Consider the following 16,921-nt stretch of genomic DNA (forward strand, 5'->3'; position numbering starts at 1 on the left):
TTTAAATAGCCGCTGTTATTAAGCCCGCTATGCTCGTAAGTCTCGAACTGCAATTTAATAGCTCTTAAACTCAATTCTAAAAATCAATATGCGCTAACTTCTCTTATAAAAAACTAACATCCATAATCACTTGTATCAGTATGAATAAATTACATAGCAAAGCGTAAAACTTACCATTGAGTGCACGCTGAAATAACACAAACAAAAGCAAGCCATTGATTTAAAAGCAAAAAAACAATGGCACGTAACTCGCATCATATCCATTGAGCAAATTTGATAAACCAAGGAGAATACAATGTTACGCTGGACAATCACTTTTTTAGTAATTGCTTTAATTGCTGCAGTGTTAGGTTTTGGTGGTATAGCAGGCGCCGCAGCGGGTATTGCAAAAATTATATTTTTTATATTTTTAATACTTTTAGTTATATCTTTAGTATCGGGTGCCCTACGTGGCAAAAAGCCCTAGGTAACAAACTAAAGTTTTAAACTAATTAAAAATCATTTAAATCAAAATTTACAAGGAATTACATTATGAATTCGACAACTTTAAGAGCAGCACTAATTGGCCTATTCGCAAGTTTATTTATTATGGGCTGTGAAGATAACCACGCAGAAGATGCTGGTGAACGTATTGACGAAGCAGTAACTGACGTGCAAAACAAAGTTGAAGATGCATGTGAAGAAGTAAAAGAAGGTGTAAATGCAGAAGAAACTAACTGTTAATTCTTCTAATTTATTAAAAAAACGGCTCTAAAATGAGCCGTTTTTTTATGTGTGTAATAAAATAATATCTAAATTAAAGGTTGGATCTGATAAATAATAAACGCCAATATCTTTATCTATTATGCAGTTATTTATTATATAACTGCGCATTTACTGGTTAGCTTGTTAAAATGCATATAACTATGTTTTAAGAACTTCTATATGACACTTACAACAACCTACACGCTTGATAAGCCTTATTTTTATGAGTGCTTTGACGAATCAGTTGCGCATAGCAAGCGCGCGCAACCAAAATACTTTTTATTGGCGCTATTAGTAGCACTCGGTTTATTTGGAATTTATGGTTTAGACGATCATTACCTAGGATCTTTTCTGATCATGGTTGCGGTACTCGAATGTATTGCCTTTTATTATCGCCGTCCTTGGTGGGTTACTAGACAAATGCTAAGCAAAGCCTCGGGGTCTGAGGTCACCCTTACCTTTGACGAAGAAGGGATTAAATCGAGTAACTTTTATAAAAACACCCAACTTCTGTGGTCAGATATTAACGAAGTTATAACCACAGAGCGCGGCATACTATTAAAAAACAAAAAAGGTATGCAGTATATATCCAAGCACATATTAACTGCCGAAACACTTAATTTTATACACAAAAAAGCCACTCAGTGAGTGGCTTTTGGCAATAACTCAGTATGTAACTAAGTTATATACATTGCTGATTAAGCATTGCCAGGTTCAGGGTTAGACTTTTCAGCTTGAATACGCATGTAAATCTCTTCACGATGCACTGAAACGTCTTTTGGTGCGTTAACACCGATTCGAACTTGATTCCCTTTAACACCTAGAACAGTAACGGTTACTTCGTCACCGATCATTAGGGTTTCACCTACTCTACGAGTTAGTATTAGCATTCTTTTGCTCCCTTGTTCCAATAAAATTATAAGATTCCGCTAAAACATTTTAATGAAAATTAGACTAAAAAGTAAGTAAAACCTATCAATCTATTCATTTTCTGTTAAAAATATCTTATGTAATGCACGAACAGCCAACTCTAGGTATTTTTCATCTATTAAAACCGATATTTTAATTTCTGATGTAGACACTAAAATAACATTAATATTTTCTGCAGCTAATGCATCAAAAAATAAACTAGCAACACCCGAATGTGACTTCATACCCATACCAACAGCAGACACTTTAGCCACTGTTGTTAACCCAAAAATATTTTGTGCTGTTAACTGAGCTTGCTGCTCTGTTAAAACGTCTAATGCGTGTAAATAATCATTTGTGTGTACAGTAAAAGCATAGTCTACTTTGTCAACATTATGATTAACTTGATTAATCATATCTATTTCGATGCCATTATCTGCAAAAAGTTTCAAAATCTTTGCAAGATATTGTGTACCACTAAGTACACCCTCTACATTTATTAAACATTCATCACGATTAAACGCAATACCCGAAACGACATTACCAGGCATATCGCTCTCCTCAAAACTAATCAATGTACCAGCATCAGGGTAAAAACTTGATAGCACCCTAAGTGGCACATTGTGCTTTCCTGCCGCTTCAACTGAACGAATATGCAATACTTTAGCCCCTAAACTTGCTAACTCTAGCATTTCAGCAAAGGTAACTTGGCTCATTCGTCGTGCATTAGGTTCAACACGAGGGTCTGTAGTATATACGCCGTTAACGTCGGTATAGATCTGACATTCGTCAGCTTTTATTGCTCCAGCAATTTCAACCGCCGAAGTATCGGTACCGCCACGCCCTAATGTAGTTACATTTCCTTCAATATCACGGCCCTGAAAACCCGCAATAATTGCAATACGGTTATGCTCAAGCTCATGTTTTAAACGCGTTGCAGCTACATCTGTAATACGGGCTTTGCCAAACATATTATCGGTTAAAATATTAACCTGATCGGCTAATAAACTCACAGCAGAATGACCGCGTTTAATAATAGCCATAGCTAATAAAGCCACCGAAACCTGCTCGCCGGTGCTAATTAATACGTCAAGTTCACGGCTACTTGGCCGAGTATCTATTTGTTTGGCGAGATTAATTAAGCGGTTGGTTTCTCCCGACATAGCCGAGAGCACTACAACCACTTGATGGCCTTGTTGTTTAGTTTTAACAACAAGGTCGGCAACCGCTTCAATTCGCTCTATTGAACCAACTGAAGTGCCACCGAACTTTTGAACAATAAGTGCCACTTAAGCTTGTGTTTTCTCAGTAAACCAAGCTGTTACACTGTCTAATGCTGCAGTTAGGTTTTCTGGCTCAGAGCCACCCGCTTGTGCCATATCTGGACGGCCGCCACCTTTACCACCTACTTGGCTGGCCATATGGTTAACTAGCTCACCGGCTTTAACTCTACCGGTTAAATCTTTAGTTACACCTGCAATTAAGCTCACTTTATCATCGCTTGCAACACCTAGTGCAATAACACCCGAGCCAATTTTGTTTTTAAGATCATCAACCATACCACGTAACGCTTTTGACTCAGTGCCCTTAACGTTGGCTATTAATAGCTTAATACCGTTAATTTCTACTACTGAATCAAGTAATGAGGCACCCGCAGCACTTGCTAGCTTATCGTTAAGTTGCGCAATTTGTTTTTCTAGCTGTTTTGATTTATCAAGCAACGCAGTTACTTTTTCAAGTACTGACGCGCTGTCGGCTTTAACTACAGCAGCTACATCATTTAGCTTTTGCTCTTGCTCACTCACGTAGGCAATCGCGTCAGCGCCGGTTACCGCTTCAATACGACGAACACCCGCAGCAATACCGCTTTCAGATACTATTTTGAATAAACCAATATCACCTGCGCGTTCAACATGTGTACCACCACAAAGCTCAATAGAGTAGTCCCCAATAGTAACTACACGTACTTCGTCATCGTATTTTTCGCCAAATAACGCCATTGCACCTTTTGCTTTAGCGTCATCTATTGCCATAAGCTCGGTACTTAACGCAAAGTTACAACGAATTTCATCGTTTACTACACGTTCAATTTCGCGTAATTCTTCTTTGGTAACAGCTTCAAAATGTGAAAAGTCAAAACGCAAACGCTCTGCTTGAACTAGCGAGCCTTTTTGACCTACATGTTCGCCTAATAATTGGCGCAGTGTTTCGTGTAATATATGCGTAGCAGTATGGTTTTTCTTGATGCGTTCGCGGCGTGCGTCATCAATTGTTGCTTCTACTTTATCGTTAAGACCAATACGGCCTTGTACTATACCGTGGTGTGCAAATGCATTACCTAATTTAGTCGTGTTAGTTACTGTAAACTCGCCACCAGCAACGCTAATTACACCTGTATCACCAACTTGGCCGCCCGACTCTGCATAAAATGGCGTACGGTCTAGTATTACAATGCCTTTTTGGCCATCTTCTAGTAATGAAACCGACTCACTGCCAGCAAACACTTCAACCACAGTCGCACTATGGCTAGTGGTGGTGTAACCTTTGTAAGTTGTTTGTTTGTCTGACTTTAATTGATCGTTATAATCGGCACCAAATTTACCGGCCTGCTGCGCTGTTTTACGCTGCACCGCCATGCACTCTTCAAAGCCTTTATTATCAATCGTCATTTGACGCTCACGCGCCACATCTGCAGTTAAATCCGCAGGAAAGCCATAAGTATCGTAAAGTTTAAATACTAAGTCGCCAGGAATTACATCACCTTTAAGGTCGCTTAAGCTTTCTTCTAAAATAGCTAAACCACGCTCTAGCGTTTTACCAAACTGCTCTTCTTCAATGCGTAATACTTTTTCAATAATTTCTTGCTGCTTTGCAAGCTCTGGGTACGCTTGGCCCATTTGCTCAATAAGTGCAGCTACTAATTTATAGAAAAAGGCACCTTGTGCACCTAACTTATTACCATGGCGAACAGCACGGCGAATAATACGACGTAGTACATAACCACGGCCTTCGTTAGATGGCATAACCCCGTCAGAGATTAAAAATGCACACGAACGAATATGATCCGCCACTACGCGTAGTGATTTGTCGTCCATGTCTTGTGCGTTAGTAACACTTGCAGCAGCGGCAATTAAGCCTTTAAATAAGTCAATTTCATAGTTTGAATGAACGCCTTGTAAAATAGCAGCAATACGCTCAAGCCCCATACCTGTATCAACCGATTGCTTAGGTAGTGGCAGCATAGTTCCGTCGTTTTGACGGTTGTACTGCATAAATACTAGGTTCCAAATTTCGATAAAGCGATCGCCATCTTCCTCAGGTGATCCAGGAGGACCGCCCCAAATATGCTCGCCATGGTCGTAAAATATTTCAGAACACGGGCCACACGGACCGGTATCACCCATTGACCAAAAGTTATCTGCAGTGGCAATTCTAATAATGCGATCTGCAGGTAAGCCTATATCGTTAGACCAGTAGTTAAACGCTTCTTCATCGTCATGGTAAATAGTAACTAACAGTTTTTCTTTAGGTAGCTTTACTTCCTCTGTTAAAAACTGCCACGCAAATTTAATCGCGTCTTGCTTGAAGTAATCACCAAAACTAAAGTTACCTAACATTTCAAAAAATGTATGGTGACGCGCAGTATAACCAACGTTTTCTAAATCGTTATGCTTACCGCCAGCACGTACACAGCGCTGCGAGCTAGTCGCACGCGTATAAGGGCGGCTTTCTGCGCCTAAAAATACATCTTTAAATTGCACCATACCGGCATTGTTAAATAACAAAGTGGCATCGTTACCCGGTATAAGCGAGCTTGAAGGAACAACTTGATGTTGTTTGCTGGCAAAAAAGTCTAAAAACTGTTGTCTAATTTGTGCGGTAGTCATGTGCTGCATGTGAAGGTCTCACCCGTATTTACTGTGCTTGCATTGCAAAATCGATTTCATCGTAGCTAAAGCCTCTATACATTAGGTAGCGCACGCGCTTGGCCTTGTCTTTGTACTCGAGGTCTGCCGGTGTATTTGAATATTTTTTATTGTACGCATCCTGCGCCAGCTCAAACCAATCTACTTCAAGCTCTTCAATTACTTTTTCAAGTAATGAACGGTCAATCCCTTTGCCCATAGCTTCGCTTTGAATGCGCCTTAAGCCATGGCATTTAAATATGTGTTTTCTAACAAAGCCTTCACAGTAACGTTGCTCGTTTACAAAATTGTGCTTTTCGCACCAATCAAGCAAGGTTTCGATAAACTCATCTGTGGCTTCTTTTTTTTGTAATTTGAACGTTAATTCTCGGCGTGAATATTCTTGCCTTGATAACAACCAAAGTACATAGTTTTTTAATTTCTGCTTTAACTTATCATCCATTAAGCGTCAAAACGCCCACTAGACTCACTACTTAATGGCGTAATATTGCTATCGTCACTTGGTGGTACAACCGGCATAAAAATAGCTTGATAAGATACAAAAAAGCTAATGTAGCAAATAGGCATTAAAACCAACAAGGGTAAGAACGATAAAAACATCGAAAGCACAATAAATAACCCGCAAATAATAGCATAAACGCTTAGCGGTAAAATATTATAATAAAACACCATAAAGGATTTTTTAAGAGCGCTAAAAATGCGCTGTTCTTTATTAAAGTAAACTAATGGAACCGCGTAAGCGAATGCAGTTAAATAAACCGACAACGCTAATAAAAATAGCACCACGCTTGCCATAGAAATACTCTCTAACATTTGGCTAATTGCCATATTAGGATCTAAATCTGGCTGCGCCATAACCGCAATTGCATCGGCAAATAAACCGTTTGCTAATAATGCCATTAAAATACCCGCACCCATTTGGTACAAAGCCAAACGCAGTAAACCTAAACGATTACCTTTAGTGGTAATGGGCTTGAGAATATCAGCGAGCATAATTTTACCGCCTTGCTGCTTAGTAAGCACAGCCTGATAAAATCCTGCGGTTAAAAATGGCGTAGCTAAAGCCGCTACCACTTGTAATAGCGGTAAAAATAACGACAACAGGCCAACAATACCAATAAATAAATGCATAAAAATAAAAGTAAGCGGCTGGGTTTTAAAAATAAGCCAGCCCGCTTTAAACCACTTTAGGGCAGCATCGGCCTTAAAAACTCGTAATTGTGTAGACATAGTTACTCTTAATTTAAGGTTTTTTAATTTTTTTGATATCTAACATGTGCGCGCCATGTTTAATTTTGGTTTCTAAATACGCTTTATTACCCGCAACACCGGCTTTAATGTGTGCGTGCGTACCCACAACCGAATCAACCGTAATACCAGCATCTCTTAGTGCATTTAGCTTTTTAGGGTTATTGGTCATTAATTTAACGTGGGGTAAATTAAGCGCATTTAGCATTAGCACCGCATCCGTAAAATCACGTAAATCATCGGCAAAACCTAAATGATTATTTGCCTCATAAGTGTTCATACCTTGCGACTGCAACACGTAAGCATCTATTTTATTATACAAACCAATACCACGACCTTCTTGGCGTAAATACAATAAAATACCGCCTTGCTCGTGCATCATTTCAATACACTCATTTAACTGCTCACCGCAATCACAACGCGACGAGTAAAATACATCACCCGTTAAACACTCTGAATGCATACGAATAAGCGGTACATCTTGCTCTGTATCAGCGTTGTTAAACACCATAGCAATATGTTCTTTGCCATCTTTTAAATCAGTAAACGAGATAATTTCAGCGGGAATATCACTGTTCTTGCCAACATTAAGCTGAACTCTTGCTCTTACTTGCGCCACGACAAATCCAAATATTTAAATAACTACGACACGATAATGAAGTGATATTATCACAAAAGAATACAAAAAGATCGAAATCCAAGGGTATTTATTGCAATTATATGGCGACGAGAAGCTTAATTATCAATGCATAATTACAATATATAATTCTCACTAAAGCCCTTACTGTTTACCTTTATTTACATCAATTCATGACTAATTATAAGTAAATTGTTAATGTGTTAAAAAGTATAATAATTATAATATGGAACATTATGAAACCACATAAACTCGCCTTACTGCTTAGCCTTAACCTTTCAGTTATTACTGCATCGGCTTTTGCAAGCGAAGCTACAAATGCAAACACTGCATTTTCTCAAGCGTACCAAAATTACTTAAGCGCCGTAGATACCAACGAAAACATACAACAAGCTGCCAAACTCGCTTACTCTTTAGGTGCTAAAGTATATGGCGATAACGCAGATAACACCGCAAATTTAGCCATTAATTACGCTAAAGCTATCAGCGGATTTAACCAGGAAGACGAAGCTAAACGCTACGAACTGTATAAACAGGCGTACAATATTTTAGCTAACAATCATGGTGAAAGCTCAGTCGAGACAATAGACGCCTTACTAGGTATGGCAAGCAATACTAAATCAGCGCGTCAGGCCGATAGCCAATTGGAACGTATAGTTGATATAGCAAAGGAGCTTAAAAAACCAAGATTTGTAGCCGACATGCAATTTGCTGCAGCCTCTTTGTTAGTTAAAAAGTTTGTGCCAGAAAAATACCGTTCTGCTAAACACTACGCCGAAGAAGCTGACGAGTATTACCAAGCAAACTTACCTGAAAACGCTGTAGAGCGTATCAAATCAGATTTTTTAATGGCCTCGTTTGATGAAGGTCGTAAAAAATATGATTCAGCAATTACAAGGTTAAACCGCATAGTCACCGTATTTGATAATAACTTAAGCTACGATCACAGCGCCGAGCTAAGCGCTCACTCTAAGCTTATAGCACTATACGAAAAGCAAGGTGAAAGTGAGCAAGCAACTAAGCACTGCTTAGCTATTGCTAAAATGGTGCCTTGGGAAGAAAGTCAAGAACAAACCCCGCTTTATCGTGTTAATCCTGACTACCCTATGGGCAAAGCACGCCAAGGTAAAGATGGCAGTGTAGTTATGGAATTTGAAGTAGACACCGCAGGCTTTGTTAAAAACGTGAGTGTGCTCGATTCAAATGGCGGCGTAACCTTTGAGCACTCGGCAAAAAAAGCAGTAGAGCAATGGCGCTATGCTCCTAAATTTGAAGATGGCATACCTGTAACAGCAAAAACCCAAGTACGGCTCGACTTCAAAATTAACCGATAACTTAGTGAACTACCCAGCGACTAAAGATCACAGGGTTTTCTCGCTAAGTAATCATAAACTCTCTAATAAAAAAGGCGCAATTTAGCGCCTTTATTAATTCACTGTAACGCACAAAGCCATTACTTAAACATTGGCTGTTAATTTAGCTAATATTTTATCACTTGCTGCTTCAATTAAATCTAGCACCTTTTCAAAACCATCGTCCCCACCATAATAAGGATCGGGAATAGCACTTACAGCCTGCTCACCAAACTCTAAAAACAGGGCAAGTTTATACTGTAAATGTGCTGGGCAACGCTGAGTTAAATCGGCTAAATTTTGTTTGTCTGCGGCTAAAATCAAATCGAATTCAGTAAAATCACTACTGCGCACTTTACGCGAATAAACCCCTTTGAAACTATAACCTCGTTTTTCGCCCGCCTGCATAGATCGGCTATCTGGTGAATTGCCTTCGTGATGACCTATAGTACCGGCCGAATCAACTTTAACGGCAATACCTAACTGCTCAGCACGTTTTTTTAATACCGCTTCAGCTGTAGGCGATCGACAAATATTACCTAAACACACAACCAGTATTTTTTTCATAGAGCCTCCCTCTAAACTAAACGTTATTAATTACTGAACTAAATAACCTTAAACACTATTGCATTGACGCAAGCATAGCCTGCTCACTTTGTAATAAAGTTTGCATTGCTGGTAATGCTTTTACACGCTCAAAAAGTGCAGCTAAATTTGGCCAGCGCTGTGCATTAATCTGCTCGCCCGCATGCTGCATATTGATTATCTGCGACGCAAACGCTATATCAGCAAGGGTTAACGCGTTACCTACAAAGTAATCATTATGACCTAGCACGCCTTCAAGGTAGTCAAAGTGCGGTGGTAACTGCTCATTCATAGCCAACTTTACTAAACTTTCATCACATACTTTTTGCATACCTAAATTAATTACTCGCTGTTGAAACACAGTAAAAGTAGTTAATGGGGCTAGTTCATAATCAGCGTATTTTTCTAACCAGCGTACCTGAGCAGTCTGCTCGACAGTGTCGCCAAGTAATGCTGTATTCCCTGTGTATTTATCATCAAGGTATTGGCAAATAACACTCGAATCAGCCAGCACTAAATCACCATCTTTAAGCGCTGGTATACGCCCTAATGGATTTAACTCAAAAAACCAAGCCGGTTGATTAAACGGCGACACTATTTCTAACTTATAATCTAACTGCTTTGCAGCCAAACACAGACACACCTTGCGTACATAAGGAGAAAGAGGTACGCCATAAACAATTAAACTCATGTTAAACCCTTATCAGAAGAAAAAAGCGCAACTAATACGCTAGTTAAAAAGCTATTTAATACTTAAAATCGTTTTAAAATTGCTTTAAAAGTTTTTTAAAATACTTGCATCATAGTCATTGGCATCAAGTGTTAAATTATACTTAGCCGCCACACTATCCAGCTCAGCTTGCTTAATTGCTAAGTCATCCATAGTGATTGTATTGTCATCGAGCTGCCATAACAATTTAGAGCCCGCGTAACTGTAATGAATAGCCAATAGCGCATCACTATTACCTTCACGCCCTGCTGCCTTTAATTTCGCCATTTTACGCGTTATTTTATTAAGCGCTTGTTTAAGCTCCCACACATACACCACTTCAATCATAAACGGATGCGTGCGGTATTTATTAAGTAACCACGCAAGCCCTAATGCGCTAATAACAACGCCCGTTACGTTCCAATGAAAGTGAGTGCCGCTCTCATCAGGAAACAAAGCAATCAGCGTTTGCGATATAGCTAAGCTCCCAACAGCTAAACCCACAGCACAACCGGCAATAACACGGTTTAAATGCTTACGATAACGCGCTTTATTTATTTCAATGAGTTGCATAACAGCCTAAAATTAAGTGAACAAAATATAACTGCCGCCATTGTAACTAAACAATCCACTTATCGAAAAATCTATTTGCGTTCTTTTTGATTTAACAACAGCATTAGTGCTATTAGCCCTCTGCAACGTTAGGAGCTGTTAATCAATGGTTAGCCAACGAATTAATTTGCACTGCGTCTAGATGCGTAGGATAGTAACCAAATAATCGCTGTAACTGTATAGGACTACCATGCTTAAACTACTATTTGCTTCAAGTTTAATTTTTTCTTCTTGCTCGGTTTTGAGTAAAAATTTAACAACCGAAGAGCAACGAATTGAAGCCGCTACCCACGCCATGCCTCAGGTGCTAATGGCCTTTGCTGATGAGGTGAATCAATTTGAACAGCAATGGAAAAGCCTTAACAACTTTCGGCATGCAACTGACTTAATCGCTGATTATTCAAGTCAATTATGGTTAAACGCCAAACAGCGCATTGTTACAACTAAAAACTACGATGATCGCGAGCTTTACTGGGCACGATTACTTTCAAGTAAAATAATTCGCTCTGTTAAGCCAAAATTTATCCTCTCAGTTGCTGAGCAAAATAACCTTTTAACTCAGTTAGAAAAAGGCAGTCGCGGTCATAACGACCTCAGCTTTACTAAAGGCAGCACTAAAAAAATTATCCTTACCGGCTTTGACCCCTTTTTATTAGATAAAAACATAAATCAAAGTAACCCATCTGGGGTTGCTGCCCTCTTACTAGATGGTCAAGTAATTAACTACCAAGGCATTAGCGCTGAAATTAACACCGTTATGGTGCCCGTTCGTTATGCCGACTTTGATCAAGGTATAATCGAAGCACTCCTCGCGCCCTATTACGCCCTGAATAATGTCGATATGATTGTTACTGTAAGCATGGGTCGCAAAGATTTTGATTTAGAAAGATTTCCCGGTAAGCGCCGCAGCGTAACTGCCCCAGACAATGCCAATATTATATTTGGCGGGACACAAACAGCTCCCTTGCTCCCAAGTTTAAATAACCAGCCACTGCCAGGTAACGAATTTGTACAATTTAGCCTTCCCGTGGCAAATATGCAGCAAGCACAAGGGCCGTATAAGGTTATTGATAATCATAAGATCACGACCTTAGAAAAAACCTACGAGCCCGCAACACTTGCCGAGCTAAAAAATAGCATTGCCGTAAATGGCTCTGGCGGTGGATACCTGTCTAACGAAATTTCGTATCGCAGTATACGCCTTCGTAATCAACTTAATTCAACCATTCCAACAGGCCATATTCACACCCCCAGAATTCAACAGTTTGAGCCGAAAACGGAAGCTAAAATAGTAAAGCAAATTACCGCAATGCTAGAGCACAGCTTAAGTGCGTTGTAAGTAGCTGACTTGTCGGATGGCGCGGCTGCGCCGCTTATCCAACCTACGTATAAACAAAAAGCCTGCAAATTTGCAGGCTTTTTGTCATTCAAAATGAGTAATCATAAACACGCTTATAAAACAATTATGCTCGTTACTAAGTAGGCTATCAGTGTCAGGCCACCAGCGAACAAGGCATAGGGTAGCTGGGTTTTAACGTGAGTAAGTAAGTCGCAGCCCGATGCAATTGCCGATACTGCGCTGGTGTCGGATATGGGCGAGCAGTGATCGCCAAATATACCGCCACCTAAAATAGCGCCTAATACCAACGACGGCGGCAAACCCAATGCTTGAATAAGCGGCACGCCAATAGGGATTAAAATTGCAAAGGTGCCCCACGATGTACCCGTAGTAAACGACATAACCGCACCGGTTAAAAACAGTGCCGGTACCACCAAGTAAATAGGGAGGTAATCGCCCACTAAAGATGCCACAAACACACCAGTACCCAACTCTTTTAAGCTCGCTCCTAAAGTTAACGATAACAATACAATGCCTACTAGTGGCAGTAATTCACCCATGCCTTTAAAGCCTGTTTCAACTAACTTATGGTGGCTAAATTGGCGTGATGCTAGCATTAAAAAGTAAGCTACAACTATGGCTAAAACGGTTGCATACAATACCGACTTTGAGCCACTACCTTCTGCCAATACACCGTTACCTGTGTAAAACATAAAGCCTACCATGCTAACAATCAGCGTAATAAGGGGCACTAACATAAAGCGTGCTTTAGAGCCTTTTACTTCTTCTTTTAAGTCAGTTATTTGTAGCTCTAGTTTTTGCTCAGCTTGTTTCATTGGGCCATGTACTTTATCAAACGCAATGGTGTAAAAAACAATAACAAGCGTGATTATGGCGTAAAAGTTATAGCCTACGCTGCCCCAAAGTACCGATACAGCTGATTCACCTAACTCGTAGTTACTTAATAACCCTAGTACAAATGCGCCCCAGCCATTTAGTAATATTAAAATACATACCGGCGCACTGGTGCTATCGATAATATAAGCTAAGCGGGCGCGGCTCATTTTAAATTTATCGAATAATCCGCGCGATAAAATACCCGCAGTAAGTACACTCAGGTTTGACTCTATAAACACCGCAATGCCAGTAAACATAGTTAAAAAGCCAACTTGGCGCTTACTTTTCGCTATACCTTTGTTCATTAACATATTAACGGTAGCGGCTACTCCACCCGACTCGCGAATGTAGGCAAGCAAAGCACCAATCAAAATACTAAAAATTAAAATACGGGTATTGCCGGGCGAGCTTGCTACGCTAACAATACGTTCAATAGTGTTTAAAAAGGTATTAAATACACTACTGCCCTCCCCCTGTAATGCGAGTAAAAACTCTGACGAAGCCACTGCAAGCAACAGCGCCATAATGACCTCTTTGCGCCAAAATACGACAGCAATGGCGATTAACGGCGGTAAAATAGAATACCAAGACATAAATTAACCTTTATTTTAGTGTGCTTATTTACGGGGTAAATATTTTACACTTTGTTATCTAGCTTAAGTTTTACAGTCAAAACCCATTTAAGTAAACCACTAAGCACATTGATATATGCTATTTATACTGTCAGTTTATTGATTTAATAACGCTTCGTATATTAATGAAACAACCGAGCCATATTGTGCAGTTTCATAATTTTTACCACTAAATTGATAACTTTTTTGCGAGCCTGTAATTGGCGTATGCCGCGCATTAGTTAATAAAATAATCGCTAAGTCGTAAACGGGATCAATTACCGTTACTGTGCCTGTCCAACCTGTATGCCCATAAGCCTGTGCGCTTGCGTAAGGGCCAAAGTGCCAACGCCTTGCTTGGTTGTTACCAGCAAGCCTAAAGCCCAGCCCGTAGGTTTCATCGCTACTTTGTGGGGTTAAAAACTGCGCCAAAGCACTTGCACTAAAAAGCTGCTTATCGCCGTAACCACCATTATTTAATAGTAGCTGACAAAGTATGGCTAAATCTGGCGCATTACTAAATAACCCCGCGTGCCCTGCTACGCCACCTAGAGAATAGTACGCACGCTCGTCATGTACTTGGCCTTGTAAAACATGGGTGCGAATATTATCAAATTTGATTCGTCCGTCTCGCGTGTTACCACCCAGCTCTGTGGCGGCAAATTGCTGAGCATTAAAGCCTTTTTTAAGGGGGTTAAACACAGTGTTATGCAATTTTAATGGCGCATATACTTGTTGCTCTAGGTAATCGTCAAGTGAAAGACCGGTTATACGCTCAACCAATACTCCTAAAATCATGTAATCAATGTCTGAATAAACATGCTGCCCGAGCGATTTTGCGCTAAGTGGCACACTGGTAAGTAAGAGCTTTTTTGTAGTATGGCTATTTTGTGAGTAAAACACATCGCCATTGCTACTGTCTTTACGATGAAAATCAAACACCGGCGGATAGCCTGCGCTATGCGTGAGTAAATCTTTTACGCGTCGCTGCTCTCGACCATCGCCTTGATACTCTGGTAAATATAATTGCACTGGCTTATTAATATTTAATAGGCCTTCGCTTACTAACTTCATTAATGCAAAGTTGGTAGCAAATATTTTAGTATTAGAGGCTAAGTCAAATAAGGTATCGGTTTGCATTGGCTCTGGGCGTAATAGCATTAAATCATTTTGTTGATACTGTTTTGCATCGCCATAAGCAGTTAATTTAATTAACTCACCATTTTTTACTACCGCTAAAACAGCACCAGGAAAACCCGCTTTAATATCTCGCTCTATTAATGCATCTACCTCACTAAAATTAGCCTGCTGATGCGATGCTTTATTTAAAGTAGGAAACGCAAAGCGCAGCGTTAAACTTGCTCCCGCTGGTTGAATGTTTGCAACTTTAAAGGTGTTAACCCCGTTATGCGTTAGCTTTGCTAAACTATATTGGTACACAGTATTAGCGCCGAGCAATTGCTTAATATTAAGCAGTTGATTATTTATATAAATGTCGGCACTTTTAGCACTATGATTTTGAATTAACAGCTGCCCATGGCCTTTATAGGCTTTAAACGTGCCGCGATTATTTACATACTTACGGCTACTAGGGTTTGGCTCAGGAAAGGTAACAATTACTTGCGCATTAGGCAGCTCAACAAGTTTACTTTGCGTTAATAGCGCCTTGGGCTCGAGCGGCTCTACAGAGGAGCTACATGCCCCCAGCATAAAACTTAAAGCCACTATTAATAACTTTTTTATACTGTAATAATTTTTATTTTTTAAATATAAGTACATAAGCTACCTTTTACTCATATAACAAATAAGGTGCTCTTTGCTGTTTAAATTGCATCAACCCCGCCTGCCAAGTTTGCTTTATTAGTTGTGCCGATTGCCCCGCCTCAATAGCTAAGCGCAGCTTATCGGTACCTGCTAACTTATCCATAAAATCAGCGCGCTCAAAAAACGTAATATCATTATTATTAAGCTGCTTATAAGCACTTATTAAGTAGCTTAAATCTAACCCTTTAGTGGTGGCTTGGCGTAAGTCGAGCCCCTGCACTGCTTGGTTTTTAAATTTAGGGTTTAGGGCCGCGCCTTTAATTGCACGCGGGGTAAAACTAAACTCTCCTAAAGCAACCGGTGAATACCCTATAATCTGAAACGCAAAATCGGTGCCTCTGCCAATACTAATTGGCGTGGCTTCAAAAAAGCACAAGGACGGATAAAGCGAAATAGCAGTATCATTTGGTAAATTAGGGCTTGGCTTTATCGGTAAACTATAGCTAGTTGCGCGTGTATAACCACTAACTGGGATCACATTAAGCTCTAAAACAGCTGCTTGATTTATCCAGCCTTCACCTTTGATCATGTTTGCAAGCTCGCCCACAGTCATACCATGAACTATAGGAATGGGGTGCATACCTACAAATGACTTAAATTGCGGCTCTAATATGGGCCCATCAACATAAGCAATATTTGGGTTTGGTCTGTCGAGTACAATAAACTCCACCCCTTGCTCGGCAGCTGCTTCCATCATGTAATGCATAGAGCTTATATAAGTATAAAAGCGCACTCCCACATCTTGAATATCAAAAATTATTACATCAACATCAGCTAAAACTTCGGCGCTCGGTTTTTTATTGTTGCCGTAAATGGAAATAAGTGGAATACCGGTTTTACTATCAACGGCATTTTTTACGTGCGCCCCCGCATCGTGATCGCCACGAAAGCCATGCTCAGGTGCAAATATTTTAGTTATGTTTACGTTTTTTTCCCGCAGGCTATCTACTAAATGGATTTGTTCTACTGTTGATGTTTGATTAACCACCAGCCCTACGCGCTTATTTTTTAACTGCGGTAAATACTTTGTGTATTGCTGCGCCCCCACAACAATTGAACCTTTAGCTTCATCAGCTTGTACGCTGAGTATTAAAGTAGCGCTAAAAATAAAAAACAACGTAATAAATAGGGTTTTAAACATACTGCAATATCCTTTTAAACAAGGCGTTTAAAGTAACATAGGTAATAAAAAAGAGCAGCTTTAGAAAGGTGTTAAGTAATTAGAACCTGCCGTTTCTCTCGCGAACAAATTCTCCGTTAACAGGGGTGGCAATCTACAATTTTCACTTTATTTTAGGCATAAAAAACCGACTCAAATGTCGGTTAATTATGAAAGTGGTGGGCACAGGACGTATCTTGTAAGAGTGAACCTGTGACCGCACGGTTCTCGGCCACACAATAATTTCACTTTATTTCAGGCATAAAAAAACCGACTCAAATGTCGGTTAATGTATGAAAGTGGTGGGCGCAGGAGGATTCGAACCTCCGACCGCTCGGTTCGTAGCCGAGTACTCTATCCAGCTGAGCT

17 protein-coding genes are annotated in these 16,921 nt (G+C 39.9%); 5 read left to right on the forward strand and 12 right to left on the reverse strand.

All coding sequences use genetic code 11. From position 1 onward, the window contains the following. Positions 1-295 precede the first annotated feature (295 nt). The 3 genes from I6F41_RS06145 to I6F41_RS06155 all read left to right on the forward strand — a co-directional run bounded on the left by I6F41_RS06145 (position 296) and on the right by I6F41_RS06155 (position 1,392). Positions 296-466: a DUF1328 family protein gene (locus tag I6F41_RS06145; protein ID WP_011327239.1), complete on the forward strand. Its 171-nt coding sequence runs from the start codon at positions 296-298 to the stop codon at positions 464-466. 65 nt (positions 467-531) lie between these two features. Continuing rightward, positions 532-723, forward strand: coding sequence for a hypothetical protein (locus I6F41_RS06150; protein WP_011327238.1), 192 nt, complete (start codon positions 532-534; stop codon positions 721-723). A 201-nt stretch (positions 724-924) separates the two neighbouring features. Beyond that, positions 925-1,392 carry a YcxB family protein gene (locus I6F41_RS06155; RefSeq protein WP_011327237.1) on the forward strand — a complete coding sequence of 156 codons (468 nt, stop codon included), beginning with the start codon at positions 925-927 and terminating at the stop codon, positions 1,390-1,392. Between the two features lie 50 nt (positions 1,393-1,442). Here the strand turns inward: I6F41_RS06155 and csrA are convergent, their stop codons facing one another. The 6 genes from csrA to I6F41_RS06185 all read right to left on the reverse strand — a co-directional run bounded on the left by csrA (position 1,443) and on the right by I6F41_RS06185 (position 7,446). Continuing rightward, the gene (csrA, locus tag I6F41_RS06160) at positions 1,443-1,634 is read right to left on the reverse strand and encodes a carbon storage regulator CsrA (protein ID WP_011327236.1); all 192 of its coding nucleotides are present in this window, start codon (positions 1,632-1,634) and stop codon (positions 1,443-1,445) included. Positions 1,635-1,724: 90 nt separating this feature from the next. Continuing rightward, positions 1,725-2,942, reverse strand: coding sequence for an aspartate kinase (locus I6F41_RS06165; RefSeq protein ID WP_011327235.1), 1,218 nt, complete (start codon positions 2,940-2,942; stop codon positions 1,725-1,727). Further along, on the reverse strand, positions 2,943-5,549 hold the full coding sequence (gene alaS / locus I6F41_RS06170) for an alanine--tRNA ligase (protein ID WP_011327234.1): 2,607 nt from the start codon (positions 5,547-5,549) through the stop codon (positions 2,943-2,945). It lies immediately after the preceding gene. 19 nt (positions 5,550-5,568) lie between these two features. After that, positions 5,569-6,021: a regulatory protein RecX gene (locus tag I6F41_RS06175; RefSeq protein ID WP_011327233.1), complete on the reverse strand. Its 453-nt coding sequence runs from the start codon at positions 6,019-6,021 to the stop codon at positions 5,569-5,571. Next, positions 6,021-6,809, reverse strand: coding sequence for a BPSS1780 family membrane protein (locus I6F41_RS06180; RefSeq protein WP_011327232.1), 789 nt, complete (start codon positions 6,807-6,809; stop codon positions 6,021-6,023). Before I6F41_RS06180 ends, I6F41_RS06175 begins: the two co-directional genes overlap by 1 nt. Before the next feature lie 13 nt (positions 6,810-6,822). Beyond that, positions 6,823-7,446 (reverse strand): GTP cyclohydrolase II, encoded by a 624-nt coding sequence (locus I6F41_RS06185; protein WP_182677153.1) that lies wholly within the window; start codon positions 7,444-7,446, stop codon positions 6,823-6,825. A 254-nt stretch (positions 7,447-7,700) separates the two neighbouring features. Here I6F41_RS06185 and I6F41_RS06190 point away from each other — a divergent pair, with 254 nt between their 5' ends. Further along, positions 7,701-8,798, forward strand: coding sequence for an energy transducer TonB (locus I6F41_RS06190; RefSeq protein ID WP_011327230.1), 1,098 nt, complete (start codon positions 7,701-7,703; stop codon positions 8,796-8,798). A gap of 123 nt (positions 8,799-8,921) precedes the next feature. On the opposite strand, the gene I6F41_RS06195 is transcribed toward I6F41_RS06190, so the two are convergent. The 3 genes from I6F41_RS06195 to I6F41_RS06205 all read right to left on the reverse strand — a co-directional run bounded on the left by I6F41_RS06195 (position 8,922) and on the right by I6F41_RS06205 (position 10,683). After that, positions 8,922-9,383 carry a low molecular weight protein-tyrosine-phosphatase gene (locus I6F41_RS06195; RefSeq protein ID WP_197107920.1) on the reverse strand — a complete coding sequence of 154 codons (462 nt, stop codon included), beginning with the start codon at positions 9,381-9,383 and terminating at the stop codon, positions 8,922-8,924. A gap of 55 nt (positions 9,384-9,438) precedes the next feature. Continuing rightward, the gene (locus I6F41_RS06200) at positions 9,439-10,092 is read right to left on the reverse strand and encodes a glutathione S-transferase family protein (RefSeq protein ID WP_011327228.1); all 654 of its coding nucleotides are present in this window, start codon (positions 10,090-10,092) and stop codon (positions 9,439-9,441) included. Positions 10,093-10,176: 84 nt separating this feature from the next. Next, on the reverse strand, positions 10,177-10,683 hold the full coding sequence (locus tag I6F41_RS06205; protein ID WP_086993283.1) for a DUF3087 domain-containing protein: 507 nt from the start codon (positions 10,681-10,683) through the stop codon (positions 10,177-10,179). A gap of 229 nt (positions 10,684-10,912) precedes the next feature. Between I6F41_RS06205 and I6F41_RS06210 the strand changes: the two genes are divergently transcribed. Beyond that, on the forward strand, positions 10,913-12,061 hold the full coding sequence (locus tag I6F41_RS06210) for a hypothetical protein (protein ID WP_197107922.1): 1,149 nt from the start codon (positions 10,913-10,915) through the stop codon (positions 12,059-12,061). Positions 12,062-12,174: 113 nt separating this feature from the next. Here the strand turns inward: I6F41_RS06210 and I6F41_RS06215 are convergent, their stop codons facing one another. The 3 genes from I6F41_RS06215 to I6F41_RS06225 form a co-directional block, all read right to left on the reverse strand. Then, complete coding sequence (locus I6F41_RS06215; RefSeq protein WP_197107924.1) at positions 12,175-13,551, reverse strand: Na+/H+ antiporter NhaC family protein; 1,377 nt, start codon at positions 13,549-13,551, stop codon at positions 12,175-12,177. Between the two features lie 135 nt (positions 13,552-13,686). Beyond that, positions 13,687-15,348, reverse strand: coding sequence for a penicillin binding protein PBP4B (gene pbp4b / locus I6F41_RS06220; protein WP_089368930.1), 1,662 nt, complete (start codon positions 15,346-15,348; stop codon positions 13,687-13,689). Positions 15,349-15,358: 10 nt separating this feature from the next. Then, on the reverse strand, positions 15,359-16,534 hold the full coding sequence (locus I6F41_RS06225) for an exo-beta-N-acetylmuramidase NamZ family protein (RefSeq protein ID WP_197107926.1): 1,176 nt from the start codon (positions 16,532-16,534) through the stop codon (positions 15,359-15,361). Between the last annotated feature and the right edge of the window lie 387 nt (positions 16,535-16,921).

The organism is Pseudoalteromonas sp. SCQQ13 (assembly GCF_015864415.1).
In the GTDB taxonomy this organism is placed as follows: domain Bacteria; phylum Pseudomonadota; class Gammaproteobacteria; order Enterobacterales; family Alteromonadaceae; genus Pseudoalteromonas; species Pseudoalteromonas nigrifaciens.